Source organism: Caballeronia sp. LZ065, from assembly GCF_031450975.1.
GTDB lineage: Bacteria > Pseudomonadota > Gammaproteobacteria > Burkholderiales > Burkholderiaceae > Caballeronia.
Map to the genome: position 1 here is coordinate 207,343 of NZ_JARUXV010000003.1, position 18,046 is coordinate 225,388.

Consider the following 18,046-nt stretch of genomic DNA (forward strand, 5'->3'; position numbering starts at 1 on the left):
ATGAGTGCCGGCTTGGGGCGTCAGCATCCGGATGTGATCGTGGTGGGCGCGGGCATTGTCGGCGCGGCGTGCGCGCATGAACTCGCGCTGCATGGCGCGAATGTGCAGGTGCTGGATCGCGCGGGCATCGGCGGCGGCGTGACTGCGGCGGGCATGGGCCATGTCGTGGTCATGGACGATACGCCGGCCGAATTCGCGCTGTCTTCGTGGTCGCGGCGCTTGTGGCTGGATCTCGCGCCGCGCCTCGATGCGCGTCAGGCCTTCGTGCGTTGCGGCACCGTCTGGGTTGCCGCCGATGAAGAGGAATATGACCTCGCCGCCGAACGCCGGGATGCGTTGATGCGGCAGGGCATCGCGTGCGAGATGCTCGATGCGCAGCAGTTGCGCGAGGCGGAGCCGTTCCTGCGGGACGGCTTGCGCGGCGGCATGATCGTTCCGGACGATGCCGTGGTCTATGCGCCCTCGGCGGCCGCGTGGCTGCTTGCCAATGTGCCGGACGGGAATGCGTCGGGACGCGGGCGTATCACCTGCCGGCTCGGCGCGCATGTCGCGCGATTGACCCGCGACGGCGTGATGCTCGCCGATGGCGAACAGCTTCGCGCGGGCGCGGTGCTGCTTGCCAACGGCTTGCAGGCCATGGAGCTGCTGCCCGGTCTGCCGATGCAGGCCAAGAAAGGGCATCTGCTCATCACCGACCGTTATCCCGGCACCATCCGGCATCAAATTCTCGAACTCGGCTACATCAAGAGCGCGCACAACACGACCGGCACCTCGGTGGCGTTCAATGTGCAGCCGCGTCCTACCGGACAGTTGTTGATTGGCTCCTCGCGCCAGTTCGACAGCGTCGATCCGGCCATCGAGCCGGCCATTCTGGCGCGCATGCTGCGGCGTGCGAGCGAGTTTCTGCCGCAACTGCCGTCGCTCAACGCGATCCGCGCGTGGACTGGTTTTCGGCCCGCCACGCGCGATGGCTTGCCGTTGATCGGCCCGGTGGATGGCGCGCAGAACGTGCCGCTATGGCTCGCGACGGGTCACGAAGGACTTGGCGTGACCACCGCGCTCGGCACCGCGAAGCTGATTGCCGCGCAGATGACGGGCGCGCAGACAGACGTGACCATCGACGCGACGCCTTTCCTGCCGGCGCGCTTTGGCGATGCGCGTTCGGTGCACAGCACGAGCGAAGGAGTCGCGCATGTCTGACACGCAGTTGACGGTGCTGATCGACGGACAGCGGATCAGCGTCGCGCGCGGCAGTTCAGTTGCGGCGGCGGTGGCGCTCGCGGCCGGCGGTGCGAATGGCGTCACGCGACGCTCGGTGAGCGGCACGGCGCGAGGTCCGCTGTGCGGCATGGGCGTGTGCCAGGAATGCCGGGTCACGATCGACGGCGTGCGGCACAGACTCGCCTGTCAGACCGTGTGCATGCAGGACATGTCGATCGAGACGGGACACTCACTGGGATGAAGGTTGACATTCTGATCGTCGGCGCGGGGCCGGCGGGATTGCAGGCTGCGCGTGTGGCGGGCGAGGCGGGCGCGAAGGTCGCGCTCGTCGATGACAATGCGTTGCCCGGCGGGCAGATCTGGCGGCAAGGTCCAAACCATTCGGCGAAGGGCGCGGCGCGAACGGCCATCGAGGCGGTCACGCGCTCTGGCAACGTCACGCATCTCGGCGGGACGCGCATGGTGCAGGCGTTGCCGAAACGACAGCTTCTCGTCGAGGATGCGTCGAACGGATACCGGATCGGCTATGAGAAGCTGATCGTGGCGACGGGCGCGCGCGAGCGCTTCTTGCCATATCCCGGCTGGACGTTGCCGGGCGTAACGGGTGCAGGCGGATTGCAGGCGCTCATCAAGGGCGGCATGCCGGTGCGGGGCGAGCGGATCGTGATCGCCGGGACGGGACCGCTGCTCTGGGCGGCGGCAGTCACCGCACGTGAGCAGGGCGCGCAGGTGGCGGCCATCATCGAACAAGCCGCGTTCGGCGACGTGAGACGTTTCGCCATGGGACTGGCGAGCACGCCGGCGAAGCTCGTTCAGGCGTTGCGCATGCGCTTCGATCTGCGTGCGACGCCTCATTATTGCGGCGCTCATGTTGCGGAGGCGGAAGGCAAGTCGCACGTCACACACGTGCGCGTCCGGCGTGGCGACAAAGACATTAGGATCGAATGCGACCGGCTTGCGTGCGCCTATGGCCTCATGCCGAACACGCAGACAGGAGTGGCGCTCGGTTGCGAACTGACTGCCACGATGGACGGCGCAACCGCGTTTCGCGTCGACGAATGGCAGGCGAGTTCGGTGCCGCACGTCCATGCGGCAGGCGAATGCACGGGCGTGGGCGGCATGGAACTGTCCGCGCTCGAAGGCCGTATCGCGGCGTATGCGGCGCTCGGTCAACGCGATGAAGCACGTGCACTGTTCAGGCAGCGCGAACGCTACCGACGTTTCGCACGGCGCCTGCACGCAGCCTTCGCGCTCGATCCGGCACTGCGCGCACTCGCCGCTCCCGATACGATCCTGTGCCGCTGCGAGGATGTCCGCTTCGGCGAGGCGGCGCAGCATCGGACGTGGCGGGACGCGAAGTTACAGACCCGCTGCGGCATGGGGCCATGCCAGGGCCGGATCTGCGGCGAGGCCGCCGCGTTCTGCTTCGGCTGGGGACCGGAGGGACAGCGTCCGCCGTTCTCGCCCGCGCGCATCGCGACCTTGCTCGAGCATGATGACCGAAGGCATAATCGCCGCTCACTGATTCGTCCATAAGCGCAATGCCCGACATGCTTCTGCCCGCCGCCACGGAACACCACTCGATGCAGCAGATGGTGGCGCATTTCTCACTCCTGGAGCCGCTCTTTGACGCAATGCCCGACGTCGTGTTCTTCGTCAAGGATAACGAGGCGCGCTATCTGATCGTCAACACCACGCTGGCGGTGCGTTGCGGCCTGAAGAAAAAGGACGCCTTGCTCGGCAAGACCGCCGAGGAGGTGTTTCCGGCGCGCTTCGGCGAGATCTACACGGCACAGGACGCGAATGTCGTACGTTCGCAAAACCGCCTCGTCGATCAGCTCGAACTTCATCCTTACCCGGGTCGGCGTCCCGGCTGGTGCCTGACCTCGAAGGTGCCGCTGCACGATACGCATGGCCGCATACTCGGCGTGGCCGGTATTTCGCGCGACTTGCGGGCGGCGGAGGACACGCATCCCGCGTATCGCCGCCTCGCCGTGGCCGCGCAGCATATCCAGGAAAACTACGCACAGCCTCTGAGACTCGCCGATCTGGCGACGCTCATCGACATGTCGGTCGCGCAGATGGAACGCTACTTCGACAAGATCTTCCATCTCACGCCACGCCAGATGCTGCTCAAGACGCGTCTCGATGCCGCATCGAGACTGCTTGCAGGCGACGACAGCATCACCGGCGTCGCCACGCAATGCGGCTACAACGACCACAGCGCCTTCACGCGTCAGTTCAAGGCGACGGTGGGCATCACGCCGAGTCAGTATCGCGCGCTGCTGCGCACCGCCGAGCGTCGCTAGGGGCAACGAAGGGCGTGCGCCACTGTGCCGATTTCGTCTTTTCGTGGCGCGAATGCACGCAAGCCGCAGGCGTTCTGAATGGCGATACTTCAGATCATGGCGGAGCGCATGAACACCCCGCCGAATCATCACGCGGGCATGCCCGCCATGCAGAATCATTCAACGTCCAGAGGAAGCACATGAGCACAAACATTTTCACGGGCGCCATTCCGGCTCTCATGACGCCGTGCACGGCCGAGCGCACGCCCGACTACGACGCACTCGTCGCGAAGGGGCGCGAACTCGTCGGCCTGGGCATGAACGCCGTGGTCTACTGCGGCTCGATGGGCGACTGGCCCCTCCTGACCGAAGCGCAGCGCCAGGAAGGCGTCGCGCGCCTCGTGGCCGCGGGCGTGCCGACCATCGTCGGAACGGGCGCGGTGAACTCGAAGGAAGCGGTGTCTCATGCGGCACACGCGGCCAAGGTCGGCGCACACGGCCTGATGGTGATTCCGCGCGTGCTGTCGCGCGGTGCGTCGCCGGCCGCGCAGAAGGCGCACTTCTCCGCGATTCTCGAAGCGGCTCCCACGCTTCCGGCCGTGATCTACAACAGCCCATACTATGGCTTCGCCACGCGCGCGGACCTGTTCTTCGAACTGCGCGCAAAGTACCCGAATCTGATCGGCTTCAAGGAATTCGGCGGCGCTGCGGACATGCGCTATGCCGCCGAGCACATCACCAGTCAGGACGACACCGTCACGCTGATGGCAGGCGTCGATACGCAGGTCTTCCATGGCTTCGTCAACTGCGGCGCCACGGGTGCGATTACCGGTATCGGCAACGCACTGCCGCGTGAAGTGCTGCTGCTGGTGGAACTGTGCGGCAAGGCGGCGAAGGGCGACGTCACGGCGCGTCGCCAGGCGCGGGAACTCGAGGCGGCGCTTGCCGTGCTGTCGTCGTTCGACGAAGGCACCGACCTGGTGCTGTACTACAAGTATCTGATGGTGCTCAACGGCGACAAGGAATACACGCTGCACTTCTACGAAACCGATGCGCTCAGCGAAGCCCAGCGCCGTTATGCCGAAACGCAGTACGATCTGTTTCGCAAGTGGTTCGCGGGGTGGTCGAAGGAAGCGATCGCCTGACGCGTGTTATTCGTGCGGGCCGCGTGGTGTGTCCACGCGGCCTGCCGCTTCGACAGGAGCCGTCTCTTGAACACGACCATCAAGGCAATTGCACTCGGCATCGCTCTGCTACCTGTGGTGTGCCACGCGCAGACAGGCGGCTGCGACGCCAAGCGCCGTTCACTGGAGCAGGAAATCGCCTACGCACAGGCGCATGGCAACAAGCAGCGCGTCGATGGACTGGAGACCGCGCTCGCGCAAATGAACGCGAATTGCACTGATGCGCTGCTGCACGACGAGGCACAACGCAAGGTGACACAGGCTCAACGGAAACTCGCTGAACGCGAGCGCGATTTGCGCGAGGCGAAAGCCGACGGCAAGAGCGCGAAGAAAATCGCCGAGCGCCAGAGAAAGGTCAATGACGCGCACGCGGATCTCGAACGCGCGCAGGCAGAGGCCGCGCAGTAACGCTCGCTGCCAACGCCTGACAAGGCCACCGTCATTCGGGCGCCTTCATATCCAGATCGAAATGCGGCGCGTTGCGGCTTTCGAGCAGATGCAGGAAGCGATCCTGCGTCGCCCGCGCATGCACGGGCAGGTATTGCACCAGCGCCGCGCGATCCTTGCGCTTCACGATATCAATGATCTGTTCATGCTCGCGCAGGTTCAGATCGAACTGTGCGTTCTGTTCGTCCGGCGTCGCTTCCGCTTCCATCTTGTAGAGATGCACCAGCAGCCGTCTGACATGACGGTGCGTCGATTGCGCGAACTCATAAAAGAAGCCGTTGCGCACCGCCTGGTTCATGCGCATATGAAAGCGCTCGTTCAACGCAGTGATGTTGAGAAACGCGCGCGCTTCCACCTGCTTCACATACTGCTCCTGGATGGCTGACAGATCGTCGGCCAGTCCCGGTTCGAACCGCATCAGTTGCGCGAGGATGTTTTCCGCCAGTTGATGCGCGACCAGAATCTCGCCGATCTCCTCGAAGTCCAGCTTGCGCACAAAGGTCCCGCCGCGATTCGGCAGGATGTTCACGAAGCCTTCCGCCACCAGCCGGCTGACCGCCTCGCGCGCGGGCGTGCGGCCGAGCATGAAGTCGTTGAGCAGCATCGGTTCGTCGATCCGGCTGCCCGGTGGAATCGACAAGTCGATGATGCGCGACCGGATGGCGTTCACCGCGGCATCGGTCTGACTCATCGACGCTTCTCCGGCCGCGCCGTCGACGGCGTCTTCCGCCAACGCTTGCGCCTTCTCATCGCCCTTCTTTCGCGTGGTGGTTTTACGCGCGCTCTTGACCGTTGCGGCACGTGTTCTCGGCATGACCTTGCTCTCCTCCACTTAATTGTCGGAATTTACATATACGGCAAGTATATAGAAATTCTGTATCGATCCGAAATCCTCGTCCCAAAAGCGTTATGGCAGAGTTAGAGCACATGATTTTGAAAAGTATACGCCACGTATATTAGCGTGCTATGTTTGTTCCGACGGTGCTGCGGAGCGGCCTTCCAGTTCGCTTCAACACCGCAACCACGACTTGAAGAACAGGGACATCGCATGAGTGAAATCATTGAAGGCATCGAAACGCTCGTCGGACAAAAGGTCCGGCGCGACATCAGCCGTCTCGTGGCATTCGCGAAGGGCAACCTCGCCCGCGCCGCGGAATCCATCGCGACGCATGCTTCGCCGCATGTCGGCATCGTGTGCGGGTTCTTCGTGCGCCACGCCGAGCCGCCTTCGCCGGAAACCGACGGACTCAACGGCATGGCGCAACTGGCCGCGGGTCTCGTGGAAGCGGGCATTCGCGTGACGGTCATTACCGACGCGCCCTGCGCAAAAGCCGCATGGGCCGTGACGAAAGTGCTGCCGGGCAAGGTAGGCCTGGAAGTCGTGGCGGTTGACGATACGGCCGTGCGGGAACTCCGCGCGCGGCTCGAAGCGGCGGACCATCCCCTCACGCACCTGATCGCGATTGAACGCTGCGCGCTCGGCTCGGACGGGCGCGCGCATCGCGAGCATGGCTGGGACATCTCCGACGACACCGCCGCGCTCGACTATCTCTTCACCGATGAAGGCTGGACCGCGCCGTGGAAGACCATCGGGATCGGCGACGGCGGCAACGAGATCGGCATGGGCGTGTTGCCGAAGGAGATCGTCGAGCAGGACATTCCGAACGGGCCGCTGATCGCCGCGCGTACGCCCGCCGACTATCTGATCGTGTCGGGCGTCGCCAACTGGGGTGCCTACGGACTGCTGGGCGCGCTTGCGGGCTTGCGGCCCGAACTCGCCACGCGCCTGCTGACGCACTTCAACGGCGCCTTCGAACATCAGGTGCTGGAGGCGGCGGTGCAGATCGGGCAGGCCATCGACGACAGCCGTGTCGACCGGCTCGGGCAGTTGCAAATGACGATCGATCGCCTGCCGCTGGAGGATCACGTTGCGATCATCGACGGCATCAGCGCATTGGTCGCGCGCGGTGCGGCGCCGCGAGCTTCCGTCTGAGGCGACGTTCATGCGACCTGACCCGTCCATTGTCCTGCTGCACGCCACGCCGGTGGCGATCGAGCCGATCGTGCGGGCGTTTGCGTCGGCGTGGCCGGAAGCGCGCCTGTCGAACCTGCTCGACGACGGCCTGACCACCGCCCGCGCGCAATCCGAAGAACTGACGCCGGCGCTCGCGCAGCGCTTCGTCGATCTCGTGCGTTACGCCCACGACACCGGCGCGGACGCGATCCTCGCGACGTGTTCGGCGTTCGGGCCGGCCATCGAGGCCGCTGACCGTGCGCTGCCGGTGCCGGTCTGCAAGCCGAACGACGCGATGTTCCAGGATGCGCTCGCGTGCGGACGCCGCTTCGCGATGCTCGCCACGTTCGCGCCCGCGTTGCCGACGATGCAGGCCGAGTTCGCGGAGGAGGCCGCGCGGCTCGGCGTGAAGGCGACGCTGGACACCTTCGTCGTCGCCGATGCAATGACCCGCCTGCGCGCCGGCGATGCCGACGCGCACAACGAACTCGTGACGCGTGAAGCTGCGAAGCTCGAAGGCTACGACGCCGTGTTGCTCGCGCACTTCTCAACGTCGCGCGCGCTGGAGCAGGTCAGCGCAGCGGTCCGCGTGCCGGTGTTCGCCGCGCCGGAGAGCGCGGTGCGGCGTCTTAGAAGCCGTCTCGGACTGTAGGGGAGGCATCGCCATGACGAACCTGACCCGTTCTCGAACGCCGCTCGTGCTGATGAGCACGCTGGCCGTGCAGGGCGCGCTGGCGGCGGAGGTGCTGCCGGCGTTCGCAGCGCATCTTGGCGCAAACGTCGAGCCTGTCTTCGACCCGACCAACGTCCTGATCCAGCGCATCGCGCAAGGCCAACGCGCGGACGTGATGATCGCGGTGAGCGCATGCATCGAGGATCTGATCGCGCAAGGGGTGTTGAGCCCGCATGGCGCGCGAGAGATCGTGCGCACGGGCATCGGCGTCGCGGTGGCGGATGGCGCGCCGTTGCCGCCGCTCGGCACGGCCAGCGATCTTCGTCACGCACTGCTGGACGCGCGTTCCGTGGCGTACTCGCGTACCGGTGTGAGCGGGGTGTACTTCGCGGGCTTGCTCGAACGTATGGGCATCGCGGAACGCATCAATGCGACGGCGACGGTGATCCCGAAAGGCTTGACGGGTGAATGCATCGTGCGCGGCGAAGCGGACCTCGCCATTCAGCAACTGAGCGAACTGGCGATCGTGAAGGGCATTCGCCTGGCCGGCCCGTTGCCCGACGAGGTCCAGTCCCATACCTGCTTTTCCATCGCCGCGTTCGCGAACCCGACGCGGCGACCGGAAGCCGAAGCCCTGCTGAACTGGCTGGATGCGCCGCTTGCGCGCAGCGCCTATGTCCGTTACGGCCTCGAATGTCTCGACCGATCTTCATCGGAGCGTCCATCATGAACTATCACTTCGACTTCAGTTTCCTGCATGAGTATTGGGGCGATCTGCTCTACGGCGTCTGGCTCACGATACGCATGACGCTGATCGCCACCTTGCCCGGTTTCGTGCTCGGCATCGTGCTGGCTGTGGGGCGCCTGCACGGAAGCGCGGCGGTCTCGCGTGCGATCCGCGCCTATGTCGAAGTCATCCGCAATACGCCGCTCGTGCTGCAAGTGTTCTGGATCTTCTTCGGACTGGCCGCGATCCGTCTGCACGTTCCGGCGTTTGGTGCGGCCATCGTGGCGCTCGTCGTCAACGTCAGCGCCTATACCGCCGAGATCATGCGCGCAGGGCTCGAAGCCGTGCCGCACGGTCAGATCGAAGCGGCCTCGTGTCTGGCGATGTCGCGCCGCCAGGTGCTGTGGCACGTCGAGATTCCGCAGGCCATCGAGAAGATGTATCCCGCGCTGGTGAGCCAGTTCATTCTGATGCTGCTGGCCACGTCGATCATGTCGCAGATTTCGGCGGAAGAACTGACGGGCGTCGCCGATCTCATCCAGTCCATCACCTTTCGCGGCTTCGAGGCGTATATCGTTATCGCCGTCGCTTATCTTGCGCTGGCCAGCGCGCTGCGCTGGCTGCTGCTCGCGGCGGGCGGCGCGCTGTTCCCGCGCCTGCGCATGACCGGCGCGCGGGGAGCACGCTCATGAGCTTCTTCAATCTCACCGACGCGCAACTGGCCTTCATGCTCAAGGGCGCACTTTCCACGCTCGAACTGTCGGTCGCGGGTGCGCTGGGCGGCGCGCTGATCGGGCTGCCGGTGGCGTTGATGCTGGTGTCGTCGCGCGGCGTGGTGCTGGGATTGAGCCGCGCTTACGTTCACATATTGCAGGGCATTCCCTTGCCCGTGGCGATGTTCGTCGCGTACTTCGGCATCGGGCTTTTCGGCTTCGACGTGCTGCCGGTGATCGCGGCTTCGGTCGCGCTCGCCATCAACGCGGGTGCCTATCTCGCGGAGATCTGGAAAGGCGCGATTCTCGCCGTGCCCGCGACGCAGTGGGAAGCAGGCGAATCGCTCGCGCTCTCGTACATGCAACGCATGCGCTACGTGATCCTGCCGCAGGCATTGCGCATCTCGGTGCCGCCAACAGTCGGCTTCATCGTGTCGCTCATCAAGAACACGTCGTATGCGGTGGTGATCGGCATGGGCGAGCTGACCTATTCGTCGCGCATGGTCAACAACACCACGTTCGAACCGTTCCTCATCTTCACGCTCGCGGCGGGCGTGTATTTCCTGCTCTGCTATCCGGTCGCGCGCATCAGCGTGCATCTGGAGCGTGCCGGCCGCTTCGGCGCGCGCTCCACGGGAGACTCCACACAATGAACACCATGGTCAGTTTTCGCGGCGTGCGCAAGGCGTACGGCTCGACGGAAGTGTTGAAGGGCATCGATCTCGACGTGCAACGCGGCGAGGTGATCGCGCTGATCGGCCGCTCCGGTTCCGGCAAGAGCACGGCGCTGCGCTGCGTCAACGGCCTGGAGCGCATCAGCGGCGGTTCGCTCGACGTCTGCGGGCACCGGCTCGATGCTGCCGATGTGGATCTCCGCGCGCTGCGGCTCGATGTCGGCATCGTGTTCCAGAGCTACAACCTGTTTCCTCATCTGACGGTGCAGCAGAACATCACGCTCGCGCCGCTCAAGGTCAGAGGGACCGCACGCGCGGAAGCGAACGAGCTCGCGGCGCACGTGCTGGATCAGGTGGGACTCGGCGCGCGCGGGGCGGCGTATCCGCATGAACTGTCGGGCGGTCAGCAGCAGCGCGTGGCCATTGCACGGTCGCTTGCCATGCAGCCCGCGGTGATGCTCTTCGACGAAGTGACCTCGGCCCTTGATCCGGAATTGACCGGGGAAGTGCTGCGCGTGATGGAGCGGCTGGCCCACGACGGCATGACGATGCTGATCGTCACGCACGAGATGGCCTTCGCGCGCTCGGTGGCGCGCAAGGTGGTCTTCATGAACGACGGCGTGATCTGGGAGCAGGGCGGTGCGGAGATGCTCGCTTCGCCCCGTTCGACCGAGCTTCGGTGTTTCGTCGGCAACGGCTTGTAGTTCCTGTTTATCCCTCTTTTATAAGGCACATGAAATGACGTTCAAAAGCAATCTCAAAGGCCTGTTGACGATCGCGCTGGCCGTGTGCGTGACGGCTGGCGCGGCTCGCGCGGACACGCTCTCGGACATCAAGTCGCGCGGCACGATCAATGTCGGCATTGACTTCACGCATCCGCCCTACGGCATGATCGACAAGAACGCCGTGCAGACCGGAACCGACCTCGATATCGCGCGCCTGATCGCGAAGGACCTGGGTGTGAAGCTCAATGTCGTGCCCGTCAACGGTCCCAACCGGATCCCGTTCCTGCTGACGGGCAAGGCGGATATCGTGGTCGCCTCGTTCTCCGTGACCGACGAGCGCAAGAAGGTCATCGGCTTCAGCCGCGCCTATGCAACCGAGCCGATCTTCGTGGTCGCGCCTGGCAAGAACACGCTCAAGGACGTGTCGAGCCTGTCCGGCAAGACAGTGGCGACCGCGCGCGGCACCACCGCCGATCTCGATCTCGTCGCGGCCATCAAGGACAAGAACGTCAAGGATGTCAACATCGTGCGTTATCTCGACGAAGCAACGGAACGCACCGCGGTTTCATCGGGCCAGCAGAGCATCTTCGTGGCCGCGCTGGCGGACGCGCTGGCCGTCAAGCAGGCCAGCCCGGTTGCCAACTTCGAATATCAGTTCCAGGTGGCGGAAGATCCGCTGGCCATCGGCCTGAAGAAGGATGACGCGGCCATGCAGGGATGGCTCGATACATGGGTCGCGAGCAATCTCCAGAACGGCAAGCTCAACGCGATCTGGAAGCAATACTTCGGTATCGACCTTTCACGCTCCGTCTATTGAGGCCCGACGCCATGACAGCTTCGAATGCGCAGGCGCCGAGCACGCTGCTCGCGCCGGTGAGGGTCGTCGGCACGCTTGCGTTCGTCAGCGGGCAATTGCCGCGCGAACAGGGCGAGTTGAAGTTTCGCGGCAGGGTGGGCGATGCCGTGAGCCTGGAGGACGCCGAGTCCGCCGCGGCGCTTTCGGCGAGAGCGTGTCTTGCCGCGCTCGAACGCGCGTTGGGCTCGCGCGAACGCATCGCGGCGATCGTCAAGCTGACAGGCTTCGTCGCGTGCACGAGCGAGTTCACGGCGCAGGGCAAGGTGATCGATGCCGCATCGCGCGTGTTGATCGACGAACTCGGCAGCACGATCGGCGCGCACGCGCGCAGTGCGATCGGCGTGCAGCAGTTGCCGCATGGCGCGCCGGTGGAGATCGAGCTGATCGTCGCGCTGCGTGAGGCAGCATGATGGTGGCCGCGAGCGAAGCAGGCGTCTTGCGATTCTGCGCGAATCTCAAGTGGCTGTTCACCGAGCTTCCTTTCATCGAGCGCTTCGAGGCCGCGGCCAAGGCGGGCTTCGCCGCGGTGGAGTACGCGTCGCCTTACGAATTCGATGCCGCCACGCTGCGCGCGAAGCTCTCCGCGACCGGCCTCGAACAGGTGCTCATCAACACGCCGGCCGCGATGCCGGGCCAGCCAGGCGCCAATGGCTTCGCGTGCATGCCGGGAGAACGCGAGCGCTTTCGCGAGGGCGTGCGGCGGGCGCTGTGTTATGCATCGGAGCTGCGCTGTCCGCTCGTTCATGTGATGGCGGGACTCGTTCCCGCAGACGTGTCGCGCGAACAGGCAGGCGCTACGTTTCGCGAGAACCTGCGCTGGGCGTCCGATGCCGCGCAAGGCAGCGGTGTCACGCTATTGCTCGAATGCCTCAACCAGACCGATGCGCGGGGCTATGTCCTGCGTGACCTCGATCATGCGAGCCAGATGATCGAAGAGAGCGGGGCAGCGAACGTGCGTCTGCTCTTCGACGCCTATCACTGCCGCATGATGGGCCAGGATGTGGTGGAGCAGTTCGCGCTTCATGCGCGGCATATCGCTCATGTTCAGTTCGCCGACGTGCCGGGCCGCCACGAACCCGGTTCCGGCGACATGCCGTGGAAGGAACTGACGGCGTGCATCCGCGGTCACGGTTATGGTGGCTGGATTGGTTGCGAGTATCGGCCTCGGGGATCGACTGTCGAGGGTCTCGGATGGCGCGCCGCGCTTTCTTGCAGTCCGTAACGAGGATGACATGAACGTACGTGCTGGCGTCGACACGGCGCTTGCGTCAAGTTCGGTATCCAAGCCGAAGCGGCGAGAAACGAATCGCGCCGCGCGCAGTCCATCGTTTCAATCGACCTCGTAAATTTCACAATACGCGTACTCGAGCGTGCATGGGCGGAACGCATCTGTTTCGCCCGTGCTGCCCATTGCGCGCTTCACGCAACGCCCACGCAACAGCGGTTCACAATTCTTCGTATGAAATCCGGTGCGCCCGGGGTGGCAAACGTTTCAACTCGTGCCCGATTGTTGCTTCCGAACTCGCCGCGCCACGAAGCAGTGGGCATCCTCAGAACTGATGAATACGTCATCCAGGAGTCTAGATGGAGAGACCATCCGCCAGCGCGCCGCGTTCGCCTGAACTTGCACCGAACGCTTCCATGCCCGTTTCGTCCGGCCGTTCCGGTACCTTCATTCAAGCGTTCCTGTGTGGAAGCAGGCCGTTGTCCCGCCGTACGTTCTGGGGCATCTGCATCGCGATCGGCCTGCTTGCGCTTGCCTTGCGTCTGATCACGCTGGGAAGCCGCTCATTGCAGATGGACGAGGCCTACAGCGTATGGTTCGCCGCGCGGCCGTGGTACGAGCTCTGGCATGTCGTCCCGCTGTATGAGATTCACCCGCCGATGTACTACTCGCTGCTCAAGATATGGATCGGATGGTTCGGCGACTCCGAATTCTCGGTCCGTGTGCCATCGGTCATCATCAGCGTGGCAACGGTGCTGGTTGTTGCCGTGAGCGGCAGGCTGTTGCGGGCCGGGGCCGTGATCGAACGCGCGGGGCTCATCGCGGGTCTGCTCATCGCAACCAACAAGGGCAGCATCCTGTATGGCGAACTGGCGCGTCCCTATGCGTTCGAAGCCTTTGCGGCGACGGTCGCCATCCTGTGCTCCGTCATCGTGCTGCGGCAGCTCACCGACAGCCGCGCACCCGATGAAGGCAACGCTGCACCTCAACGGGGACGGCTGTTGCCCGCGCTGGTGGGGCTGTCGCTTGCCGCATGCGCAACTTTGTGGTCGCACAACACGGCGGTGCTTGTTGCGTTCGCAGTCGGACTCGGACTGCTGGTCGCGACGCTCGGCTGGGCGCGCGGCAACCGCCTCATGGCGGCCTCGATCATCGCGGCGCCGTTCGTGGTGGCGCTGGCGCTCTGGTCGCCATACGTTCACTTCCTGATTGCAGCGACCAAGTATGTGCAGTCGTCGTTCTGGGTCAAGCTCGAATGGATCGACTTCCTCAAGGCATGGTCGCTGGCCGCCGGCGCCCGGCTCACGCTGCTGCCCGTACTGCTGCTCTGTGCCGGGGCCTGGCTGATCCTGTGGCGTAGATGCCGCGCAGTGGCGGTGCATGTAGCGATCGTTCTCGTGTTGCCCTTCGTGTTCATCGTTGCCTACAGCGTGCTGGTACGGCCCATCTTCATGGACCGCCTGTTCGAGTGGATGGCCGCGCCCATCATGTTCCTGACAGCGCTTGGCATCGTGTGGGCATTGCCGCGCAATCGCAGCCGACTTGGCGTGCTCGTGCTGTTGTTGCTGCTGTCGGGCGTGCAGGCAATGCAGCTTTATCGCGGCGTACAGGAAGACTTCCGGGCAAGCGTGGCGGAAGTCGCGAATCATCGCCGCAGCGGCGACCTGCTGATCGTCAGTCCGAATGAAGTCGATGTGGCCGTGCAGTATTACGCGAAAAACTATCATGACTTCCCGGACGTGCTCGTCATGCCTTCGCCGTTTCCTGCGATCGGACTGAAGCGGCCGTATATGAGCAATGTCGCCGCGCCCGGGATCATCCCGGCGGATCGCGAGATTGTCAGAGCCGCGCTCGCGACGCACGGACGCGTCTGGCTGATCCAGCGCAATCCCGCCGGCTTCGATCCCGACTCCGTGGTGCGCAATGAAATCCTGTCGCTGCGCAAGCCGGTTCAGGTTCACGACGAGCATTCACCCGAGCTGCAACCCGAGCTGTTTCAGTGACTTCGAAAGAAGCGCGAGTTATGTGCGACAACGCACATAACTCGCGAGACACATTCGCTTTCCGCCGACAGAGGCTAGCAAACGATAGTGCGGGAATGAGGATTGCAAAGATTCGCAGCGCGTGAATCGTCGCCATGCGATGAACGTTTTCATTTCGTGGGTGTCTTGTAAGACAGCCCATCAGGACGAGCCAGTATTGCTGATGAAACTGCAACGCAAGGCAACCTGAGCCATTGCAGGTTCGCCAACTTACCGAATAGCACGCGCGAGCTTCTTTCAGCGCTGCTCATGATCGGTCATCAGCCACGGTAAAGGAAAGTCATGAACACTCCTGTTTTCGAGGCCGTCCGGCTGGACGATGTTTTGCTGAAGCCCGATCCGATCGATCCGGCCTGGATCATAGAAGGACAGCCGGTCGCGCGCAGCGGCCAGTGGTCGCGCAGCCGCGATACCACCACATCGTCGTGGGTCTGGGATTGCACGGCCGGCCGTTTCAGATGGTATTTCGATGCCGACGAAACCATCTACGTGATCGAAGGCGAAGTCATCGTCACATCGGAGGGGCAGGCGCCGCGTTCACTGCGCGCCGGAGATGCTGCGCTGTTTTATGCAGGCACCTGTTCCGAATGGTACGTGCCTAAGTACGTGCGCAAGCATGCCATCCTGCGTCCGCATATTTCGAAGCCGGTGTTGCTTGCGCTCAAGATGAGCCGCAGGCTCAGGCGCAGGCCAAGCGGTTATCTGCCGCGCTCATCGCTCTGAACGAAGGTGCGTTGCAAGCGACCAGGCCGGACCCTGTACAGGTCCGGCCTGGTCCATCACTGGAAGTGCTTCAACGCAAGCGTCAGAAGTTGAACTCGGCGGACAACAACACTGTGCGCGGCGCGGCATTCGAGATATACGTACCTTGCTGGATCCAGTAGCGGCTGCCGAACAGGTTCTCGATGTTCGCGCGGAAGATCACATCCTTGCTCGCAATGCGCGTGCTGTAGCGAAGGCCCGCGTCATAACGCGTCCATGAAGGCAGACGCAGCGTGTTGGTCGCGTTGTAGTACTGCGCGCCGGTGTGGATGATGCGTCCGTTCACGCTCAGGCCCGGCACCCACGGCAGGTCGTAGTCGGCGCCGAGATTGAGGGCGAACTTCGGCACGCCGGCCGGATCGTTGCCGTCGTTGGCGCCGCCAGCCGTGCCTTCGAGCTTCGGATCGTAGAATGTCGCGCTCGCCATCAGACGCAGGTTGCGGAACACTTCGCCATACGCCGAGAGCTCGAGACCGCGCACCTTGGTGCGGCCGTCATAACCGTAGACCAGCGTCGTCGGGTTCAGGACGCCATTCGGTTGCGAGATCTGGAAGACCGACACCGAGGTCATCACGCGTCCCCAGTCCGCCTTCACACCTGCTTCGTACTGGTTCGACTTGTACGGCGCGAAGACCTGGCCCACGTTCACCGCACCGGCAGGCGCGCTGCCGCCGTTGGTCAGCCCCGAAGTGAAGTTGCCGTACACCGAGATATTGTTGAGCGGCTTGAACACGATACCCGCGAGCGGCGTGATCGCCTGCTGGTCGATCGTGCCGGTGCGCGAACCCGACGATACATCGTAGTTGTCGAGGCCGATGGTCTGACGGCGGAGGCCGCCCGTGATCAACAGACGGTCATTGAAGAACGACATCGTGTCGATGACCTGCTGGCTGTTCAGACGCAACTGCGCGCTGCGTTGCGCGTCGCCGCGCGGCGTGGTCATCGGCGGGAGCGGCGTCGGGTTGTACAGGCTCGACGGCACCGCCTGGGCCGCCGTCCCGAGTGCGTAGAAGTAGCCGTCTTCCTTGTTCAGGCTCGTGATGCCGGTGACGAGCGTGTGCTTCACGCCGAAGGTGTCGAAGTGGAAGCGCAGGCCCGCATCGATCGTTTTCGTGCGGTTGTAGGCGTCGTAGTAGCCGTTGCGAACCGAGAAGTTGCCCGCGTTGGTCATGCCGCTCGCCGACGGAAAGTTCTGCGCCGATGTGCCGTAGTGCTCGCCTGCCGCGCCGTAGACGGTCACATGCGGGTTGATGTCGTATTCGAGGCGCGTCATGACGGCCGAATCGCGCAGCTTGAGCTTCGAGCCGGGATAGAGGTTGGCATAGCCGGACGGCACGGCGGGCACCGCGGTGGCCGTGCCCAGGCCGATCTGCGAGCGGAGCTCGTCCGTGTTCTCGGAGACGTTGTAGGCATCGAACGACCAGCGCAGGTTCTTGCCGCGATAGTCGAGGCCCACGGCGCTGTCGCCCTGCAACTGATTGCCGTGCGCGATGCTCGTCTGGCCATCCTTGATCTGGCCGTTCACGCGAATGCCGAACTGCCCTTCGTCGCCGAAGCGCCGGCCGACGTCAGCGGCAACGCCAAACTGTCCTTTCGACTGATACAGCGCGGTGAGACGCGTGATCGGGGTGTCGTCGGCGCGCTTGGTGACGATGTTGATCGCACCGCCGACGCTGCCCGACGGTCCCATGCCGTACATCAGCGAACCCGGGCCCTGCAGCACTTCGACGCGGTCCAGCAGGTTCACCGGCACGCGCGCCGTCGAGACCATGCCGTAGAGGCCGTTCAGGGCGACATCGGTGGCCTGCACCGCGAAGCCGCGAATCTCGAACACGTCGCCGAAGCCGCCGCTGCTTTGCTCGGTACGCACCGACGCGTTGTTCACGACGACGTCGCCGATCGTGCGTGCCTGCGTGTCCTGGATGAATTGCTCGGTGTAGTTGGTCGTGTTGAACGGCTGGTCCATCACATTCGACGTGCCCAGCACGCCGATGCCGCCGCCCCGCGCCACCTGGCCGCCGGCATAGGGCGCGGGCAGGTCGCTGGTGGACGTGCCCTTGACCACGACGGCGGGCAGCGAAGTCGGCTGAACCGACGAAGCCGCCTCCGCGCTTTGCGCGTGAGCGATGCCCGCTGTTGCCGAGGTGGCGATGAAACCGAAGAAGAGATGCTGGACCGCGCGGGATACGGCGGTGCGTCGGCAATTCGACGCCTGGCTTTGGCGATGAGACATGACGTGCTGGATCTTCTGGCTGGAGGGGTGAGGGCGACGCAACGTGAAACGTTCCGAATGAGAATCGTTCGCAAGTGTAAGTTAAGCGTTCACTGGAGGAAACGGTTTGTTACGAATTTTCTGAGGAGAATGGATTTGTTTCGGAGGAAAACGTTTGCGCGCAGAAAATCTGTTGCGCCGTGATTACACCCGATGTAATTGGCACGCCGCGCCCGCGTCATTACTGTGGGGTCATCGCGTGGCCATTCCGGTCGCGCCGGCC

Annotated in this window: 19 protein-coding genes; 17 read left to right on the forward strand and 2 right to left on the reverse strand. The window is 64.1% G+C overall.

Annotated elements, in window-relative coordinates; genetic code table 11:
* The 6 genes from QCE63_RS21260 to QCE63_RS21285 all read left to right on the forward strand — a co-directional run bounded on the left by QCE63_RS21260 (position 1) and on the right by QCE63_RS21285 (position 5,101).
* On the forward strand, positions 1–1,200 hold the full coding sequence (locus tag QCE63_RS21260) for an FAD-dependent oxidoreductase (protein WP_309835798.1): 1,200 nt from the start codon (positions 1–3) through the stop codon (positions 1,198–1,200).
* Positions 1,193–1,462, forward strand: coding sequence for a 2Fe-2S iron-sulfur cluster-binding protein (locus QCE63_RS21265; protein ID WP_309835800.1), 270 nt, complete (start codon positions 1,193–1,195; stop codon positions 1,460–1,462). Before QCE63_RS21260 ends, QCE63_RS21265 begins: the two co-directional genes overlap by 8 nt.
* On the forward strand, positions 1,459–2,757 hold the full coding sequence (locus QCE63_RS21270; RefSeq protein ID WP_309835801.1) for an FAD-dependent oxidoreductase: 1,299 nt from the start codon (positions 1,459–1,461) through the stop codon (positions 2,755–2,757). Before QCE63_RS21265 ends, QCE63_RS21270 begins: the two co-directional genes overlap by 4 nt.
* Positions 2,758–2,762: 5 nt before the next feature.
* Positions 2,763–3,530 carry an AraC family transcriptional regulator gene (locus tag QCE63_RS21275; RefSeq protein WP_309835802.1) on the forward strand — a complete coding sequence of 256 codons (768 nt, stop codon included), beginning with the start codon at positions 2,763–2,765 and terminating at the stop codon, positions 3,528–3,530.
* Between the two features lie 179 nt (positions 3,531–3,709).
* Positions 3,710–4,654 carry a dihydrodipicolinate synthase family protein gene (locus tag QCE63_RS21280; protein WP_309835803.1) on the forward strand — a complete coding sequence of 315 codons (945 nt, stop codon included), beginning with the start codon at positions 3,710–3,712 and terminating at the stop codon, positions 4,652–4,654.
* A 66-nt stretch (positions 4,655–4,720) separates the two neighbouring features.
* A complete protein-coding gene (locus tag QCE63_RS21285) occupies positions 4,721–5,101 on the forward strand; it encodes a DUF1090 domain-containing protein (RefSeq protein WP_309835804.1) in 381 nt (126 codons plus the stop codon).
* A gap of 31 nt (positions 5,102–5,132) precedes the next feature.
* On the opposite strand, the gene QCE63_RS21290 is transcribed toward QCE63_RS21285, so the two are convergent.
* A complete protein-coding gene (locus tag QCE63_RS21290) occupies positions 5,133–5,954 on the reverse strand; it encodes a GntR family transcriptional regulator (protein WP_309835805.1) in 822 nt (273 codons plus the stop codon).
* A 234-nt stretch (positions 5,955–6,188) separates the two neighbouring features.
* Here QCE63_RS21290 and QCE63_RS21295 point away from each other — a divergent pair, with 234 nt between their 5' ends.
* The 11 genes from QCE63_RS21295 (at position 6,189) to QCE63_RS21345 (ending at position 15,512) form a co-directional block, all read left to right on the forward strand.
* Positions 6,189–7,133, forward strand: coding sequence for a glutamate cyclase domain-containing protein (locus QCE63_RS21295; protein ID WP_309835808.1), 945 nt, complete (start codon positions 6,189–6,191; stop codon positions 7,131–7,133).
* A gap of 10 nt (positions 7,134–7,143) precedes the next feature.
* Complete coding sequence (locus tag QCE63_RS21300) at positions 7,144–7,806, forward strand: aspartate/glutamate racemase family protein (protein WP_309835810.1); 663 nt, start codon at positions 7,144–7,146, stop codon at positions 7,804–7,806.
* Between the two features lie 13 nt (positions 7,807–7,819).
* Positions 7,820–8,557, forward strand: a complete 738-nt coding sequence (locus QCE63_RS21305) for a substrate-binding domain-containing protein (RefSeq protein ID WP_309835811.1) — start codon at positions 7,820–7,822, stop codon at positions 8,555–8,557.
* Positions 8,554–9,246, forward strand: a complete 693-nt coding sequence (locus QCE63_RS21310) for an amino acid ABC transporter permease (protein WP_309835813.1) — start codon at positions 8,554–8,556, stop codon at positions 9,244–9,246. The genes QCE63_RS21305 and QCE63_RS21310 overlap by 4 nt, the downstream gene beginning before the upstream one ends.
* Positions 9,243–9,920: an amino acid ABC transporter permease gene (locus QCE63_RS21315; RefSeq protein WP_309835814.1), complete on the forward strand. Its 678-nt coding sequence runs from the start codon at positions 9,243–9,245 to the stop codon at positions 9,918–9,920. Before QCE63_RS21310 ends, QCE63_RS21315 begins: the two co-directional genes overlap by 4 nt.
* Positions 9,917–10,645 carry an amino acid ABC transporter ATP-binding protein gene (locus QCE63_RS21320; RefSeq protein WP_309835815.1) on the forward strand — a complete coding sequence of 243 codons (729 nt, stop codon included), beginning with the start codon at positions 9,917–9,919 and terminating at the stop codon, positions 10,643–10,645. Before QCE63_RS21315 ends, QCE63_RS21320 begins: the two co-directional genes overlap by 4 nt.
* A gap of 34 nt (positions 10,646–10,679) precedes the next feature.
* Positions 10,680–11,483 (forward strand): transporter substrate-binding domain-containing protein, encoded by an 804-nt coding sequence (locus QCE63_RS21325; protein ID WP_309835816.1) that lies wholly within the window; start codon positions 10,680–10,682, stop codon positions 11,481–11,483.
* Positions 11,484–11,494: 11 nt separating this feature from the next.
* Positions 11,495–11,932 (forward strand): RidA family protein, encoded by a 438-nt coding sequence (locus QCE63_RS21330; RefSeq protein ID WP_309835817.1) that lies wholly within the window; start codon positions 11,495–11,497, stop codon positions 11,930–11,932.
* A complete protein-coding gene (locus QCE63_RS21335; RefSeq protein ID WP_309835818.1) occupies positions 11,929–12,744 on the forward strand; it encodes a TIM barrel protein in 816 nt (271 codons plus the stop codon). Before QCE63_RS21330 ends, QCE63_RS21335 begins: the two co-directional genes overlap by 4 nt.
* 482 nt (positions 12,745–13,226) lie before the next feature.
* Positions 13,227–14,750, forward strand: a complete 1,524-nt coding sequence (locus tag QCE63_RS21340) for a hypothetical protein (RefSeq protein WP_309835819.1) — start codon at positions 13,227–13,229, stop codon at positions 14,748–14,750.
* 321 nt (positions 14,751–15,071) lie between these two features.
* Positions 15,072–15,512, forward strand: a complete 441-nt coding sequence (locus tag QCE63_RS21345; RefSeq protein WP_309835820.1) for a cupin domain-containing protein — start codon at positions 15,072–15,074, stop codon at positions 15,510–15,512.
* Positions 15,513–15,594: 82 nt separating this feature from the next.
* Here QCE63_RS21345 and QCE63_RS21350 read toward each other — a convergent pair whose 3' ends face one another.
* Positions 15,595–17,784: a TonB-dependent siderophore receptor gene (locus QCE63_RS21350; protein WP_309835821.1), complete on the reverse strand. Its 2,190-nt coding sequence runs from the start codon at positions 17,782–17,784 to the stop codon at positions 15,595–15,597.
* Between the last annotated feature and the right edge of the window lie 262 nt (positions 17,785–18,046).